This window comes from Bradyrhizobium sp. U531 (assembly GCF_051710265.1).
Taxonomy (GTDB): Bacteria; Pseudomonadota; Alphaproteobacteria; order Rhizobiales; family Xanthobacteraceae; genus Bradyrhizobium.
The window spans coordinates 486993-502313 of sequence record NZ_JASVEN010000004.1; the positions used below are offsets into that span (position 1 = coordinate 486993).

General features: G+C 65.5%; 14 protein-coding genes. 7 read left to right on the plus strand and 7 right to left on the minus strand.

Features of this window, described 5'->3' with window-relative positions:
- Nucleotides 1-177 precede the first annotated feature (177 nt).
- The gene (locus tag QRQ56_RS21830) at nt 178-957 is read right to left on the minus strand and encodes an SDR family NAD(P)-dependent oxidoreductase (RefSeq protein WP_438742928.1); all 780 of its coding nucleotides are present in this window, start codon (nt 955-957) and stop codon (nt 178-180) included.
- A gap of 99 nt (nt 958-1056) precedes the next feature.
- Between QRQ56_RS21830 and QRQ56_RS21835 the strand changes: the two genes are divergently transcribed.
- Nucleotides 1057-1794, plus strand: a complete 738-nt coding sequence (locus QRQ56_RS21835) for an SDR family NAD(P)-dependent oxidoreductase (RefSeq protein WP_438742929.1) — start codon at nt 1057-1059, stop codon at nt 1792-1794.
- A 171-nt stretch (nt 1795-1965) separates the two neighbouring features.
- Nucleotides 1966-2334: a CsbD family protein gene (locus QRQ56_RS21840; RefSeq protein WP_438742930.1), complete on the plus strand. Its 369-nt coding sequence runs from the start codon at nt 1966-1968 to the stop codon at nt 2332-2334.
- Nucleotides 2335-2493: 159 nt separating this feature from the next.
- On the opposite strand, the gene QRQ56_RS21845 is transcribed toward QRQ56_RS21840, so the two are convergent.
- Both QRQ56_RS21845 and QRQ56_RS21850 read right to left on the minus strand, forming a co-directional pair.
- Nucleotides 2494-4212: an SGNH/GDSL hydrolase family protein gene (locus tag QRQ56_RS21845; protein WP_438742931.1), complete on the minus strand. Its 1719-nt coding sequence runs from the start codon at nt 4210-4212 to the stop codon at nt 2494-2496.
- 170 nt (nt 4213-4382) lie between these two features.
- Entirely contained in the window at nt 4383-5765 is a 1383-nt protein-coding gene (locus QRQ56_RS21850; protein WP_438743025.1) for a lytic murein transglycosylase, read from the minus strand.
- A gap of 231 nt (nt 5766-5996) precedes the next feature.
- On the opposite strand from QRQ56_RS21850, the gene galU reads away from it, so the two are divergent.
- Complete coding sequence (galU, locus tag QRQ56_RS21855; protein ID WP_438742932.1) at nt 5997-6872, plus strand: UTP--glucose-1-phosphate uridylyltransferase GalU; 876 nt, start codon at nt 5997-5999, stop codon at nt 6870-6872.
- Nucleotides 6873-7105: 233 nt separating this feature from the next.
- On the opposite strand, the gene QRQ56_RS21860 is transcribed toward galU, so the two are convergent.
- Nucleotides 7106-8602, minus strand: a complete 1497-nt coding sequence (locus tag QRQ56_RS21860; protein WP_438742933.1) for a sensor domain-containing diguanylate cyclase — start codon at nt 8600-8602, stop codon at nt 7106-7108.
- A gap of 154 nt (nt 8603-8756) precedes the next feature.
- Here QRQ56_RS21860 and QRQ56_RS21865 point away from each other — a divergent pair, with 154 nt between their 5' ends.
- Nucleotides 8757-9017: a DUF7662 domain-containing protein gene (locus tag QRQ56_RS21865; RefSeq protein WP_438742934.1), complete on the plus strand. Its 261-nt coding sequence runs from the start codon at nt 8757-8759 to the stop codon at nt 9015-9017.
- 10 nt (nt 9018-9027) lie between these two features.
- Nucleotides 9028-9270, plus strand: a complete 243-nt coding sequence (locus QRQ56_RS21870; RefSeq protein ID WP_438742935.1) for a hypothetical protein — start codon at nt 9028-9030, stop codon at nt 9268-9270.
- Nucleotides 9271-9453: 183 nt separating this feature from the next.
- On the opposite strand, the gene QRQ56_RS21875 is transcribed toward QRQ56_RS21870, so the two are convergent.
- On the minus strand, nt 9454-12330 hold the full coding sequence (locus QRQ56_RS21875) for an EAL domain-containing protein (protein ID WP_438742936.1): 2877 nt from the start codon (nt 12328-12330) through the stop codon (nt 9454-9456).
- A gap of 151 nt (nt 12331-12481) precedes the next feature.
- Complete coding sequence (locus QRQ56_RS21880; RefSeq protein WP_438742937.1) at nt 12482-13480, minus strand: NAD(P)H-quinone oxidoreductase; 999 nt, start codon at nt 13478-13480, stop codon at nt 12482-12484.
- 115 nt (nt 13481-13595) lie between these two features.
- On the opposite strand from QRQ56_RS21880, the gene QRQ56_RS21885 reads away from it, so the two are divergent.
- Both QRQ56_RS21885 and rcdA read left to right on the plus strand, forming a co-directional pair.
- On the plus strand, nt 13596-13787 hold the full coding sequence (locus QRQ56_RS21885) for a DUF1192 domain-containing protein (RefSeq protein ID WP_438742938.1): 192 nt from the start codon (nt 13596-13598) through the stop codon (nt 13785-13787).
- A gap of 568 nt (nt 13788-14355) precedes the next feature.
- Nucleotides 14356-14865, plus strand: coding sequence for a protease adaptor protein RcdA (gene rcdA, locus QRQ56_RS21890; RefSeq protein ID WP_438742939.1), 510 nt, complete (start codon nt 14356-14358; stop codon nt 14863-14865).
- A gap of 119 nt (nt 14866-14984) precedes the next feature.
- Here the strand turns inward: rcdA and rpmE are convergent, their stop codons facing one another.
- On the minus strand, nt 14985-15212 hold the full coding sequence (gene rpmE, locus QRQ56_RS21895; RefSeq protein ID WP_027530154.1) for a 50S ribosomal protein L31: 228 nt from the start codon (nt 15210-15212) through the stop codon (nt 14985-14987).
- Nucleotides 15213-15321: the final 109 nt, after the last annotated feature.

Here is a 15321-nt window from a genome sequence, read left to right on the forward strand (position 1 = left end):
CCGCGAGCGGTTGGTCCCGCTCTGTCAGTCGAAAAGGCTACTCTCGCGTTCGTCGTTGTCAACGCTTGCGGCGCATGGCTGCCCGTAGCCCGGGTGAGCGCAGCGATACCCGGGAAGCGGTGCACGCAAGATCCCGGATGTCGCTACGCTCATCCGGGCTACGCACCGCGATGCGCTTCACGCATTCCGCGCCATCAGTCCGCCGTCGACGGGGATGACCGCGCCGGTGAGAAACGACGCCGCCGGCAGGCACAGGCTCAGCGTCATGTGCGCGACCTCCTCGGGATCGCCGTAACGGCCGAGTGCGGTGCGGCGCCTGGCATAGATCGTCTTGTGCTCCTCCGAGATGCGGTCGGTGATGGCCGTGCGGATCGGGCCCGGGCAGATGCAGTTGACGGTGATGCCCTCGCGGCCGAGCTCCACGGCGAGCGAGCGGGTCAGGCTGGCAACGCCGCCCTTCGCGGCGGAATAGGGGCTGTGCAATGCGGTGGCGCCGAGCGCCTCGGTCGAGGCGATGTTGACGATGCGCGGGCTCTTCGACTTGCGCAGATGAGGCAGCGCGGCGCGGATGATGCGCGGATGCGCGGTCAGCATCACGGCGATGCCTTTGGCCCAGGCGTCTTCATAGGTCTCGTCGTCGATGGCGACGCGCACCGAGATGCCCGCATTGTTGACGACGATGTCGAGGGCGCCGAAATGCGCGGCGGCTTCGCCGACCACGCGCTTGATCTCGCTGGCCTCGGCAACGTCGAGCTTCCAGGCTTTCGCCGATCCGCCGCTGGCGGCAATCTCCTCGGCCACCGCGTGCGCGCCCTGCGCGTCGTAGTCGGTGACGGCGACGTTCGCGCCCTCGCTTGCGAACACGCGCGCGGTGGCGCGCCCCATGCCGCTGGCAGCTCCGGTGACGAGAACGGTCAGGCCCTTCACCGACCGGCTGAGCTCCCTGGACTCGGACATGCTGTTTCCTCGCGGTGTCTTGCTTGTTGTTATGAGATGGACAAGGCTGGCACCGATCCGCAGACAGGTCAAACAAGCACAACAAAAGGGGAGGCCGCGATGGCGAACGAACTGGATTTTTCGGGCAAGCAGGTTCTGGTTGTCGGAGGTTCCAGCGGTATCGGCAACGGCATCGCGCAAGCTTTTCGCACGAGAGGCGCAGAAGTCGCGGTGTGCGGCACGCGTGCTCGCGCAACGGAATATTCTGCGGAGGAAGGCTCCGATCTCACGGGGCTCGCATATGCGCAGCTCGATGTCAGCAATCCCGCCGCGGTCGAAGCCTTCAAGCCGTCCTTCGAGCGGCTCGACATCCTCGTGCTCGCGCAAGGCGCGGTGCTGTATCGCCGCGGCGAGTTCGAGATGACCGGCTTCCGCAAGGTGGTCGAAGTCAATCTGATGAGCCTGATGGCTTGCGCGACGCAGTTTCATTCCATGTTGCGGGATTCCAAGGGCGCGCTGATCATGGTGTCCTCGACCGCGGCCTATCATTCCACCATGGGCAATCCCGCCTACAACGCCTCGAAGACCGGCGCGGTCGGATTGACGCGAACGCTGGGCGAGGCCTGGGCCGAGGACGGCATCCGCGTCAACGGCATCGCGCCGGGGCTCGTCGACACCAAGATGACGAAAGTCACCACCGACAACCCGAAGCGGCTCGAAGGCGCGCTCGCACGCATCCCGCTGCGGCGATTGGGCACGCCCTCCGACATGGCGGGCGCGGCGCTGTTCCTGGCCTCTCCGCTGTCGTCCTACATCATCGGCCAGACGCTGGTCGTCGATGGCGGGCTGATCCTGTAGATCGTGTAGCCCGGATGAGCGAAGCGACATCCGGGACTTGGCTCGCACCGTCCCCGGGTATCGCTGCGCTCACCCGGGCTACGGACCTTCATCCGGAATACACTTTTCAACGGGATTGGAACCGCGCCGCGCCTGATCGGTTACTTGGGCTGACCCCCGAGGAGGAGCATCATGGATACGGATCGGATTGTTGGCGCGGCCAAGGACTACGCAGGTAAGGCGGAAAGCGCGATCGGCGACATCGCCGGCGATTCCAAGACGCAGGCCTCAGGCAAGGCGCGCGAAGCCGCAGGCACGGTGCAGAATCTCTACGGCCAGGCCAAGGATGCCGTGCGTGATGCCGCGGACACCGCGACGAGCTACGCCAAGGACGCCTACGACAACAGTGGCGACACCTTCCGCGACGGCACGCAGGCGTTGTCGAAGAAGGTGCAGGACAATCCGCTCGGCGCGCTGCTGGTGGCCGGCGGTGTCGGCTTCGCCCTTGCACTGCTGATGTCGCGCCCGGCACGCCGTCCGCCGTCGCGCTGGCGCTATTGAGGGCTGAAGGACAACAAGCATTCGTGCCCCGGACGCTGCGCATCACGCGGTGGTGCGCTGCTGAGCCGGGGCCCATTCTTTGTTGATGCAGCCGATCTGGGTCCCGGCTTTGCGCAGCAGCGTTTCACGCTGCAGCGCGTCCGGGACACGGAGCGCGGATTACCGGAACATCTCCGCCGAGCGTCCGACATTACCCGGCGGCCGCGGAGCCCCGGGATTGGGATTCGGATTGCGCGGCCCGGGCGCCGGCGCCAGTTGACGCGGCGGTGGTGGCTGCGGAGAGCCGAAGCCGAAGAAATCACGCAATGACGGGGTGGCCTGTGCGGGCTGCTGCGGCTGCGCCGGCTTCTTCGGCGCGAGCTTCGGCGGCGCAATCGCGGCGGCCGCTCCCGGTGCGCCGGGAGACGCGACGTTGCCGTCAGGCGTCGTCGCCGCCATCGGCGTATCGCCCTTGGCCTGCTCGCGGCCGACTTCGCGGCGCGGCCAGGCATAATCGTCGGCGCGGCCGGCGGGAGCTGCCAGCGGCTCGCCCTTCACCATCGTCTTCGCGGCGAGCGCATCGACGGCGGCGGGACGCGAGCCCGGGCCGCCCAGCAATTGATCGGTCGAGATCGAGGCCGCAATCAGCGGCACGATCGGTCCCGCCAACGGCCGCGGCGCGGGCTTGCCCGGCTCGGCGCTGGTGTCGGGCGTCGCAGGCTCGCTCGGCAGCGCGATCGGGCCGGAGCGGCCCGCCAGGAGGCGCGTGATCTCGCGCTCGACATAATGCGCGAGCTTGCGCGCGCCGGGCTTGGTGAAATAGACGCCGTCAGAGCTGCGGAGCTGGCGGATCTGGCCTTCGAAGTCCGGGCCCTTCTGCAGGAAGCGGCCGGCTTCGTCGACAAAACCGTCCCAGACGTCGACATAAGTTATGCCGGCCTTGGCCGCGCCTTCGCGATAGAGCGAGTCCAGGAACAGCGTGTCCGCGGTGCCCTTGGGGCCGCGAACCGCGGGCAGGCCGACCCAGAGCACCGGCACGCCCTTGGACTTCAGGACATTGGCGAGCTCCTCGATTTTCTTGCCGTAGAGTTCGACCCAGCGCTCGTCGCGGAATTCGTAGACGCCGTTCGGATTGCGGGCCGTCTTTTCCGGTGCGGCCGCAGGCGTGTCGGCATTGTCGGCGTCGTCCTGCGGCAGGTCGGCATCGGCAGGCTTGTCGTCGGGCTTGGCGGCGGTGTCGTTGCCGGGCTTGGCGTCAGCCGGCTTGCCGTCGCCTTTTCCCATCGGCTTGGCGCGCGCACCCTTGTCGTTCTTCTTGTCCTTGTCCTTGTCCACGGCCGCCTTGTCGGCAGCGGGCTCGCGGATCGCGACGCGGTCGTTGAGGCCGAGCATGACGACGATCACGTCGGGCTTCTCGGTCTCGAGGATGCCCCGTGCCGCGGCCACCCAATCCGAGGGCTCACCCTTCGGCTGGTACTTGATCAGGCCTGAAACGGTCTTGTGCTTGCGGATCACGCCCATGTCGGGCTGCTCGGCGTAGGCGTCTTCGAGGCCGTAAGCGAGCCAGTCGGCCATGGCATCGCCGAGCACCAGCACGTTCTTCTCGGGGATCGTGTCGCGCTTGGCGGGCGACGGCGCGCGCGAAAAATCCTGGCGCGGCGCCTGCGGCTGTTGCTGCTGGAATGGTGCGAAGAAGTCGCCGCCGAACCAGCCGCCACCACCACCACCCCGTTGCGGCGGCGGCGCCGAGCGCTGCGGCGGGCCGCCGAAGCCGGGGAAGTTGAAGAACTGCGCCGAAGCGGGGCCCGCCACCGAAACCAGGATCGCAAGCGCCGTCCCCAGCGCGATCAACGGGCCGGTCTCGGTCAGCGCCTTGAAGAAGGACTTTGGCTTCGACATGCGATCTCGGGCACGCGCAATGGGGTCAGGAAGTCAGTCAATATAATAACGGAATCGGGCGCCAAACGGGCAAATTCCGTTGCAGGTTCTTGGCCCATACACCGGGGAACAGCCGTCCCCGTCAAGCTCGGCCGGCAAAATCCCTGTTCAGGGTTACTTTCGGGGCGATTTTACCGTCCCCGCAGCCGGTCCAGCGCGTCGGACGAGGCAAACCCGTCCGCGGGCACTCCGATCGAGGCCTGGAAATTGCGCAGCGCCTCCCGGGTCTGGCCGCCGAACTGGCCGTCCGGGGTGCCCTTGTAGAAGCCGCGCTGGGCCAGGAGCTGCTGCAGTTCCAGCCGTTCGCTCCGCGACAGCTCGCGCTCCTGGCGCGGCCAGGGCTGCACGAAGGGCTGCCCGCCGCGCAGTCGGTCGGCGAAATGGCCAATCGCCAGCGCATAGGCCTCGGCCGGGTTGTACTTCATGATGACGCGGTAGTTCTGCAGCATCAAGAAGCCGGGACCTTGCGCGCCGGCCGGCGCCAGCAGATAGGCCTTCTCCGCCGGATGCGGGAACGGCTGATTGGTCGCGCGCTTGAGGCCGAGCTTCTCCCATTGCGCGATCGTCATCGCCTTGGCGCGGTCGGCCAGCATGTAGTTGAAGCCCTGGGGCACCACGACCTCGAAGCCCCAGGTCTGGCCGGCCTGCCAGCCGTCCTTCTTCAGATTGTTGGCGGTGGAAGCGATCAGATCGGTGGGATTGTCGACGACGTCGCGCCTTCCGTCGCCGTCGCCATCAACGGCAAAGCGCTTGAACGCCGTCGGCATGAATTGCGTCGGGCCGAACGCGCCGGCCCAGGAGCCGCGCATCTGCTCGGGCCTGAGATCGCCGCGGTTGAGGATCTCCAGCGCCGACAGAAACTCGTCCTTGAAATAAGCCTGGCGGCGCCCGATGCAGGCCAGCGTCGCGGTCGATTGCAGCACGCTGCGGTCGCCCATCTGCGTCGAGTAGTTGGACTCGATGCCCCAGATCGAGGCGATGATGTAGCGGTCGACGCCGGTGGCTTTCTCGGTGGCGTCAAACTGCGCCTTGTACTTGGCGAGCACCTCGCGGCCCTTGGCGAGGCGGTTGTCGTTCACGAGGATGTCGAGATAATCCCAGATTGATTTGGTGAACTCGGGCTGCGAGTCCATCAGGTCCATGATGCGCAGATCGGGGCTGAGCCCGGCCGTGAAGCGCTGGAAATTGTCCTGCGTGATGTTGCGGCGTGCGGCATCGGGCCACATGCCGGCGACGCAATTGTTGAAATTGGAAGCGGCCTCGCGGATCGCCGCGGCTGTCATCAGCGGATGGCCGGAGGCGCCGTCCTCGCCGCTCCAGGGCAGAGCCCCGCCGGGGCCGGGCGGGGCTTGTGGAGGCGCGGCGTTCGGGCCGGAGAAGATGCCGCCGAACAGGTTGGACAGGCCGTTCTGTGCCTGGGCTTGCGCGGTGCCGGGCAGCAGCAGCGCGGCCGCCATCATCATCGCGCCGGTCGCCGATACCGCCCGTCTTGCCTGCCCTGCTACCGATTGCATCATGTCCTGCCCGCCGGTCCAAAAATCCGTCATCAGGAGGCCTGGTTACGGTTGCCAATAGCTTAACAAAGGTGAAATTTTGGTGGCGGCCTTTTTCTTAACTCTGCGCGGATGAGGCCCCACATCCGCCTTTGTTGGCGGCTGCAAACAGGTTAGCAAGATGCCATTGCTCTATTCTTGGCTCTGTTCCCGGCTCCGTTCCCATCTGCCCCCAGGTATTCGAACAATCCCATGAAAATTCGCAAAGCCGTATTCCCCGTCGCCGGCCTCGGCACCCGCGTCCTGCCTGCCACCAAGGCGATGCCGAAGGAAATGCTGACCATCGTCGACAAGCCGCTGATCCAGTACGTCTATGACGAGGCAAGGGAGGCCGGCATCGAGCACTTCATCTTCGTCACGGGCCGCAACAAAAACGTCATCGAAGATCATTTCGACCGGATGTACGAGCTCGACGCGACGCTGGCTGCACGCGGCAAGAAGGCCGAGCAGGACATCCTGGCGCAGAACCAGCCCGAAGCCGGCGCCGTCAGCTTCACCCGCCAGCAGGCGCCGCTCGGCCTCGGTCACGCCGTCTGGTGCGCGCGCGACATCGTCGGCAACGAGCCGTTCGCCGTCGTGCTGCCCGACGAGCTCGTGCTCAATACGACCGGTTGCCTGAAGCAGATGATCGAGACCGCCGCCTCGCTCGGCGAGAAATCCAATCTGATCGCGGTCGAGGCGGTGCCCGACCATCTCACCCATCAATACGGCATCTGCGGCGTCGGCAAGCGCAACGGCAAGATGTTCGAGGTCGACGGCATGGTCGAGAAGCCGGCCAAGGGCACCGCGCCCTCCAACCTCTCGATCACCGGCCGCTACATCCTGCAGCCCGAGATCTTCAAGATCCTGGAAACCCAGGAGCGCGGCGCCGGCGGCGAGATCCAGCTCACCGACGCCATGATCGGCCTCGCCAAGTCGCAGAAATTCTACGGCGTCGAGTTCGAGGGCGAGCGCCATGATTGCGGCTCAAAACCCGGCTTCCTCCGCGCCAACATCGCCTACGGCCTGAAGCGCCCGGAGCTGCGCGAGGGACTGATCGCGGAAATGAAGAAGTATCTGGGGCAGTAGGTCGTTGGGCTAGCAGCGGAGCCACAAACACGGCTGTCGTCCCTGCGAACGCAGGGACCCATACCGCGTGATCTCTCGATCGTGTTCGGTAGCAATACCGAACGAGTCTTCGCCAAACTCTATCCTGTGGTTATGGGTCCCTGCGCCCCGTGCGCAATTGCGCACTAGGCAGGGACGACACCGATGGTGTGGCGGCGGATTGCGTCGTGTTCAACAACGGCGCGTAGGCCGCCTCACGCCACCAGCGATAGCTTCGGCAGGCTCGCAACGACCGACTGATTGCGTCCACCAGCCTTCGCGGCATAGAGCGCCTTGTCGGCGGCGGCGACCAGGACCGCCCAGTCCATGCCCGCGCTGGGAACGAGGCTGGCGACGCCGCAGGACACCGTCGAGATCACCTCCTCGTCGGACCAGCCCTGCACCTTGCTGCGGATCGCCTCGGCGACCTTGAAGGCGTCGGTGGCGGAAATGCTCGGCAGCAGCACGGCGAACTCCTCGCCGCCATAGCGCGCGGCGCAGTCGCCGGCCCGGCTCACCGAATCGGAAATGCAGATGGCGATGCCGACCAGCACCTGGTCGCCCGCCTGATGGCCGAACGTGTCGTTGTAGGCCTTGAAGTGATCGGCATCGATCATGATCAGCGCGACCGGCACCTTCTGGCGCATGGCGCGCCGCCATTCGACGTCGATGACGGAATCGAACTTGCGGCGGTTCTTCAGGCCGGTGAGCGCGTCGGTCGTCGCCATCTCCTCGAGCTTGCGCTCGGCCTCGGCGCGCCGGCCGATCTCGCGCGCCAGCACGAGCGTCGAGCCCAGCACGAACAGCGCGAGCATCATCACCACGGCGCCGATGCGGATCGCTTCCTTGCGCCAGAGCGCGAACACCGCGGCCAGCGGCTTGCCCGCCACCACGAACAGCGGTCCGCTGTCGCCGCTGCGGACATAGAGCCGCGGCGTCGGGTCGACCGGGCCCTGTCCCGAATAGGAGGCGCCAACCGGAAGATTGTCGGACTTCCAGGCTCGGCGGTCGTTCAGATTGGTGCCGATGATGTCGAGGTCGAACGGCCGCCGCATCATGATGGTGCGGTCGTGCTTGAGCACGGTGATGGTGTCTTCGGGGTCGAGATTGAGCCGCTCGAACAATTCGTGGAAATAGCTGAAGCGGATCGAGCCGGCGACGACGCCGAGGAAGCCGCCGTCGGTGTCGCTGATGCGCCGGCTCATCACGATGGAATAGGCGCCGCGGAACAGCATCGGGCGGCTGATGAACAGGCCGGTCGAGGGATTGTCGCGATGAACCTTGAAATATTCCTCTTCGCTGCGGTTCTCCGGCAGAGGATCGAGCGTGGAGGCGTCGATGGCGAGCTTGCCCTCGGAATCGAACACCTGGATGGCGCCGAAATGCTTGGCGGTGGTCGCGTGGTCGAACAGGATCAGGTGGCGGATCGCCTTGGAGACCGTCGCGAGCTCGGGCAGCAGCATGTTGCTGGCGACCGCCTTCAGCGACAAATCGTAGATTTCGACGTTGCGGCTGACGTCGGATTGAATGGTCGTCGCGAGGTTCTCCAGTGTCTGGCGGGCGAGCGCCTCCTCGCCCCGGCGCATGTCGAGCATCACGTTGACGCAAATGGCGGAAAAGCCGATCACCGTCACCACGGACGAGATGATCAGCAGCTTCGCCGAAATACGCCACGGCCGCCGGGCCGTGATGTCGCGCCATCTAGACAGCATCGTTTGCTCCGATACCTAGTGGATGCGCCCGAAAGCTTGAGTAGTGTTTAAGGAGGGACGGCGCTGCCGCAATGAGTTAAGGATTGGTTTATAACGCTCCCGGTTTTGGTCAGGCCGCACGGGAGCAGACCCGTTTTCGGACGAGAGGACGATCGTGAACGACTACGACGCGCTGCGCGACTATCTGATGCGGCACAAGCAGGCTGAATTCTTCCTGACCTTCGAGCAGATCGAGGAGATCATCGGCGCGGCCCTGCCGCGGGCCGCCAACCGTGCCTCGTGGTGGGACACCTCGCGCAGCCCCGACATCCAGATGCCGCAGCGCGAAGCCTGCCTTGCTGCGGGTTTCAAGGCGACGCGCATGCCCGATGGCCAGACCGTGCGGTTCACGAAGCTGAAGTCCCAGCGCAGGTGAACCCCAAGGCATGATCCTGCGCCGGCTGAGGGGCGTACTGGCTGCGGCCCTGATCGGCCTCGGCGTGCTGTTCGCACTCGCCTTCGAGGCCCGCTACTGGCGCTGGCGCGACTGCTTCAACGAGCTCGGCCGCTGCTACGATCCCGTCTCGCAGGATGTGTATCTCGAGCAGGCGGGAATGGTGTGGGGCGGCCTTGCGGGAATTTCGCTGCTGGCGGGGATCGGGTTGGTCATGAGTTTGCGGCGGAAGTAGCCAGCTCGACGGTGCCCTCTTCCCCTCTCCCCGTGTGGGAGAGGGTGGCTCGCCGCGCAGCGGCGAGACGGGTGAGGGGTCTCTCACCGCGAGTAACTCTCTACATTGGAATTGGATAGACGACCCCTCATCCGGCGCTTCGCGCCACCTTCTCCCACAAGGGGAGAAGGAAGAAGAGAGAGCCTAGCTCGCCGCTTCCAGCCGCACTTCCGTGAGCAGCCGCATCGCGGCGTCCGCGTCCATGGGCTCGCCGAAGGCAAAGCCTTGCGCGTATTCGCAGCCCATCTGGTAGAGCTCGACCGCGTCCGAGTCGGTCTCGGCGCCTTCGGCGACGACGTCCATGCCGAGGTCGTGCGCCAGCGCGATGATCGATTTCAGGATCACGGGCCGCGTGCCGCGGTTGGTGGTGCGCACGAAGGACTGGTCGATCTTGATGGTGTCGAACGGGAAGCGCTGCAGATAGGCCAGCGAGGAGTGGCCGGTGCCGAAATCGTCGAGCGAAAGCCCGGTGCCGAGTTCGCGGATCCGCGTCAGCATCTGCGCCGCGTGCTCCGGATTCTCCATCACCAGCGATTCCGTCAGCTCCAGCTTGAGCGTGCCGCGCGCCACCGAGGAGCGCGACAGCACGGTGCGGATGTCGTGGATCAGATCATGGCGCAGCAATTGCCGCGATGACACATTGACGCTGGCGAAGATCGGCTCGCGCGAGCGCATCGCGCGCTGCCAGATCGAGAGCTGCTTTGCGGTCTGGTCGAGCACGAACATACCGAGGTCGATGATCAGGCCGGTCTCTTCGGCGATGGTGATGAACTCCGACGGTGCCATGCGCCCGAGCTTCGGATGGTCCCAGCGCACCAGCGCTTCGAAGCCGGCGACCGAACGATCCTCCAGCCGCACGATCGGCTGGTACAGGATGGTGAGCTCCTGGCGCTCGATGGCGCGGCGCAGCTCGCTCTCCAGCGTCAGGCGGTCGGTCTTCCGCGCCCGCATCGCCGGCTTGTAGACATCGATGCGGTCGCCGCCGATGCGCTTGGAATGATACATCGCAAGCTCGGCGTCCTTGATGATCTCGTCCGTCAGCTGCGTCTGCGGGTCGGACAACGCGAGGCCGATCGACGCCGTGAGGAAGATCTCGCGGTCGTTGAAGGCGATCGGCGCGCGGATGGTCTTGCGGATCGTCTCGGCGAAGGCGGTGATGCGAGCCGGGTCCTGCTCCGACAGCAGGATCAGGCCGAACTGGTCGCCGGCCATGCGCGCCAGCGTGTCCTGCGGCTTCAGGATGCGGGTGAGGCGGCGCGCCAACGTCAGCAGGATGGAATCGCCGACCGCGATGCCGACGGAATCGTTGACCTGCTTGAAGCGGTCGAGGTCGATCACCATCAGCGTCGGCCGCAGCGTCGGCATCGATTTGGCGAAATGCGCGACGGCACTCAGCCGGTCCATGAACAGTTTTCGGTTGGGCAGGCCGGTGAGATTGTCATGCACGGAATCGTGCAGCAGGCGCTCCTCGGCATTGCGTAGCTCGGTGACGTCGGTGAGCGTGCCGACCACGCGCGAGACTTCGCCGTCGGAGCCGACCACCGGGCGCGCCTTCAGCGCGAACCACATGAAATGGCCGTCCGGTGTGCGCAGGCGGAAATCCTGGACCAGCCGCCCGCGGCGCTGGTCGAGCACGCTGTCGAGCGCGGCGCGGAAGCGGTCCTGGTCGAGCGGATGCAGCACTTCGAGCCAGGAGGCAGCCGGGCCTTCGAGCGTGCCGCGCTTGAGGCCGAGCAGGGCTTCGGTCTCGGGACTGGTAAAGACCTTGTCGGCGGAGACGTCCCAATCCCAGATCAGATCGCCCGAGCCGGCCAGTGCCAGCGCGCGCCGCTCGATGTCGGAGACGACGCCGGTGGTGGCACCGCCGCCGGCAAAGGCGTGCTGCATCACCGTGAAGCCGATCAGCATCACGATCAGCACGAGGCCGCCGAGCAGGGCAGGGCCGACGATGTCGTTGGTGACGGAGCCCGCAACCGTCATGCCGGCCGCGACCACCCAGACCACCAGGAGGAACCAGGTCGGGATCAGTAGCACCGCGCGGTCGAAGCCGTGGGTGGAGAGATAGACGATCAGCGCGAAACCCGCGAAGGCGATCAGCACCAGCGAGATGCGCGCGATGCCGGAGGCCACCGCCGGATCGAACAGCGCGAGCGCGACGAGCGAGCCCAGGAACGCCAGCCAGCCCACCGTGATGTGTGAATAGCGCACATGCCATCGGCTGAGATTGAGATAGGCGAACAGGAAAACCAGCAGCGTCGCCGCCAGGATCGCCTCACCCGCCGCGCGCCAGATGCGCTCGGCGTTGTTCGACATGTCGAGCACCTTGCCCCAGAAGCCGAAATCGACGCCGATATAGACCAGCACCGCCCAGGCCAGCGCCGCGGCGGCCGGGAACATGATGCTGCCCTTCACCACGAAGAGAATGGTGAGCACGAGGGCGAGAAGACCGGAGATGCCGATCACGATGCCCTGGTAGAGCGTGAACGAGTTGACCTTGTCCTTGTAGGCTTCCGGTTCCCACAGATAGAGCTGCGGCAGCTTGTCGGTGCGCAGCTCCGCGACGAAGGTGATGACGGCGCCGGGATCAAGCGTGACGCGGAACACGTCGGCGGTCGGGCTTTCCTGCCGCTCCGGCCGGTCGCCGGTCGAAGGCGTGATGGTGGCGATGCGCGACAGGCCGAGGTCCGGCCACAAGAGGCCCGAGGAGACGATGCGGTAATGCGGCGCGACGATCAGGCGGTCGAGCTGGTCGTCGGTGTTGTTGGCGAGCGCGAACACCACCCAGTTCTGGCCGCCTTCACGGGCGCGCACCTCGATGCGGCGGACGATGCCGTCGGTGCCGGGCGCGGTGGAGACCTGGATGCGATCGGCATCGCTGCGCTGATGCTCGAGCACGCCGGTGAGGTCGATCGCGGGCGCGTCACTGCGGACGCTGACGGCGTCGAGCGCGCGCGCTGGATACGCGGCGACGAGAATCATGAGGCCCAGCGCGATGGGCGCGAGGCACCTGATCAGACGCAAGGTCAGTTCTCCGCGTTCGACGCAAACTCTGAGTGCAAGGCGATCTGAAAGACGTTTTCAGACCGAACCGAATTGGTTCGGTGCGTCGCGATAGATGCCACGAAAGCGAGGAAAATCAAAGGGTTTCCGGCTCGCCCTGTGGGTCAGCGGCCTAGACCTCCAACACAATTTTGCCAATATGTGCACTGGTCTCCATGCGCCGGTGCGCATCGGCCGCCTTTTCCAGCGGGAAAGTGCTGTCCATCAGCGGTTTGACGCGGCCTTCGCGCAAGAGCGGCATCACTTTCGCCTCGATCGCAGCCACCATCGCCGCCTTGTCCGCATTACTACGGGGACGCAGGGTCGAGCCGGTATGGGTGAGGCGCTTGACCATGACCTTGGCGATGTTGACAGTGACCTTGGGGCCGTTCAGCGTCGCGATCTGCACGATCCGGCCGTCGACGGCTGCGGCGTCATAATTGCGGTCGACATATTCGCCCGCGACCATGTCGAGGATCAGGTTGACGCCTTCTTTGTTGGTCGCTTCCTTGACCACGGCGACGAAGTCCTCGGTCTTGTAGTTGATGGCGCGATCGGCTCCGAGCTTGAGGCAGGCATCGCACTTGTCCTGCGAACCCACGGTGACGAACACCTTCGCGCCGAACGCCTTGGCGAGCTGGATCGCCATGGTGCCGATGCCCGAGGAGCCGCCGTGGATCAGCAGCGTCTCGCCGGCCTTGAGGCCGCCGCGCTCGAACACATTGTGCCAGACCGTCATCAGGGTTTCCGGCAGCGCGCCGGCTTCCTTGATGGAGAGGGCCGGCGGCACGCTCATGGCCTGGGCGTCCTGCGCGATGCAATACTGCGCATAGCCGCCGCCGGCGACGAGCGACATCACCTTGTCGCCGATCTTGTGCCGCTTGGCGTTGCTGCCGACCGCGACCACTTCGCCCGCGATCTCGAGGCCCGGCAGGTCGCTGGCGCCGGGCGGCGGCGGATAGGCGCCGGAGCGCTGCGCGACGTCGGGCCGGTTGACGCCCGCGGCCATCACCTTGACCAGGATCTCGTCGGGACCGGGCTGCGGAACGCTGCGCTGCTCAGGAACCAGCACCTCCGGTCCGCCGGGCTTGGAGATGGCGACCACGGTCATTTGCGCGGGCAGCTTGTCCATGATGTGTCCTTGAGCAAAGGTGCGGGAGAAGACGAGGCCTTTGCTTAGCCAGCGCGGTCCGGGCTGGCAACCGCTTCGGCCCCGTTTGGCGGACACGAACGCAGGAGGAACGAGGATGGCGACGGAAGACGACGACCGCCCGCGCAAGAAGATCAGCCATGAAATCGGACAGGATCTCTCACTGTTGTCGGTCGAGGAACTGACCGAGCGCGTGACACTGCTCAAGACCGAGATCGCAAGGCTCGAGGAAGCCGCCACCAGGAAGCGCGCCTCGCGCGATGCGGCGAACAATTTTTTCAAGTCGTAGTCGCGCCGAGCATTCAACTCTCGTGTCCCGGGCGCGCTGCGGCGCGTAAGCGCTGCTGCGCAGAACCGGGACCCAGGCTTCTCCGAACTCCTCGGCCAAAGAGCTGGGCCCCGGCTCAGCAGCGCGTCACTACGTGCCGCACTGCGTCCGGGGCACGAGAGCGGCTCGGCCACTGGCCGATATGGCTAACGAACCCTCAAAAAATTCGCTCGTTTACGGTCGATTAAGCTTTCGAGTTTATGACTAGCGCTGTCCTCGTTTGGACACCGAGTGGCTCCTGTCCACTCTGTTTGACGCCTCCCTGTTATCAACTTTCAAAGCCGCCGGTCTCCGGCGGCTCTTTTTTTGCGCGTTGCGCAAGGCGTCTTTGCACGAGGCCGATACCGCTTCGCGCCGAGAAAACGCGTCAAAACAAGCGCCTATTTGCAGTTGAATGCTTACGGATGACCCGCGGAAACCATATCCGCGCTTGTCACTGGACTCGGCGTCCCGCCCGCGCAATGATTTGTTCATCATAAGCCGGCGCCTAAGCCGGACGGGTCAAACAGTTGCGTAAGAGGCGTTAACCATGGAACGTTTGCAGGCCGAGGGCGCGCTCGTTCAACTCAGCGAGCGTTTCACCAATTCTGCGGCGTTCGGCGCGCTGTTCCGCGAGGGAATGGACCTCGTCGAAGAGACCGCCGCCTATCTCGACGGCGCCGGCCGCAACGAGGCCAAGGCGCTCGACCGCGCCGTCAGCCTCACCTACGCGACCGAGAGCATGCGCCTCACCACCCGCCTGATGCAGCTCGCCTCGTGGCTGCTGCTGCACCGCGCGGTGAAGGAAGGCGAGATGACGCTGGTCCAGGCCAATCGCGAGAAGACCAAGGTCAAGCTCAGCGCCGCCGATCCCGGCCCCTCCGACACCGTCGACAAGCTGCCCTCGCAGCTGCAGGACCTGATCCATCGCTCGATGAGCCTGCAGACCCGCGTCCGCCGTCTCGACACCTCGATCCACACGCCCCCGGCCGAGCACGTCGCCATCGGGAATCCGCTGGTGCCGCAGCTCAACGCGCTCAAGGCCGCATTCGAGCGGTAGGGTCCATGCGTTGTCATTCCGGGTTCGGCTCTTCGAGCCGCCCCGGAATGACAATGAGAGAAACAAAAACGCCCCCGGCTCTCCGGGGGCGTTTTTCGTCTCCAGCCTTGCGGGCTGGATCAATCCTTTTTGAGGAAGCCCGAAAACTTCTTCTGGAAGCGCGAGACGCGGCCGCCGCGATCCATCAGCTGGGCGTTGCCGCCGGTCCAGGCCGGGTGCGACTTCGGGTCGATGTCGAGGTTCAGCGTGTCGCCTTCCTTGCCCCAGGTGGAGCGGGTCAGGTACTCGGTTCCGTCGGTCATCACGACCTTAATCGTATGATAATCCGGATGAATTTCGGCTTTCATGGCAATTCCTCGGCGCCCGGCGCCTGTTCTGGTGGCTAGCGAATGACGGATTTGGGCGCTCTATACCTCACGATATCCCGCAAAACAAGCCGGGCCGGCGCCGGTGAAC

Bases quoted from the DNA above. Each gene is read 5' to 3' on its own strand.
- QRQ56_RS21830 (WP_438742928.1), bottom strand. From the start codon at position 957: ATGTCCGAGTCCAGGGAGCTCAGCCGGTCGGTGAAGGGCCTGACCGTT.
- QRQ56_RS21835 (WP_438742929.1), top strand. From the start codon at position 1,057: ATGGCGAACGAACTGGATTTTTCGGGCAAGCAGGTTCTGGTTGTCGGA.
- QRQ56_RS21840 (WP_438742930.1), top strand. From the start codon at position 1,966: ATGGATACGGATCGGATTGTTGGCGCGGCCAAGGACTACGCAGGTAAG.
- QRQ56_RS21845 (WP_438742931.1), bottom strand. From the start codon at position 4,212: ATGTCGAAGCCAAAGTCCTTCTTCAAGGCGCTGACCGAGACCGGCCCG.
- QRQ56_RS21850 (WP_438743025.1), bottom strand. From the start codon at position 5,765: ATGCAATCGGTAGCAGGGCAGGCAAGACGGGCGGTATCGGCGACCGGC.
- galU (WP_438742932.1), top strand. From the start codon at position 5,997: ATGAAAATTCGCAAAGCCGTATTCCCCGTCGCCGGCCTCGGCACCCGC.
- QRQ56_RS21860 (WP_438742933.1), bottom strand. From the start codon at position 8,602: ATGCTGTCTAGATGGCGCGACATCACGGCCCGGCGGCCGTGGCGTATT.
- QRQ56_RS21870 (WP_438742935.1), top strand. From the start codon at position 9,028: ATGATCCTGCGCCGGCTGAGGGGCGTACTGGCTGCGGCCCTGATCGGC.
- QRQ56_RS21880 (WP_438742937.1), bottom strand. From the start codon at position 13,480: ATGGACAAGCTGCCCGCGCAAATGACCGTGGTCGCCATCTCCAAGCCC.
- QRQ56_RS21885 (WP_438742938.1), top strand. From the start codon at position 13,596: ATGGCGACGGAAGACGACGACCGCCCGCGCAAGAAGATCAGCCATGAA.
- rcdA (WP_438742939.1), top strand. From the start codon at position 14,356: ATGGAACGTTTGCAGGCCGAGGGCGCGCTCGTTCAACTCAGCGAGCGT.
- rpmE (WP_027530154.1), bottom strand. From the start codon at position 15,212: ATGAAAGCCGAAATTCATCCGGATTATCATACGATTAAGGTCGTGATG.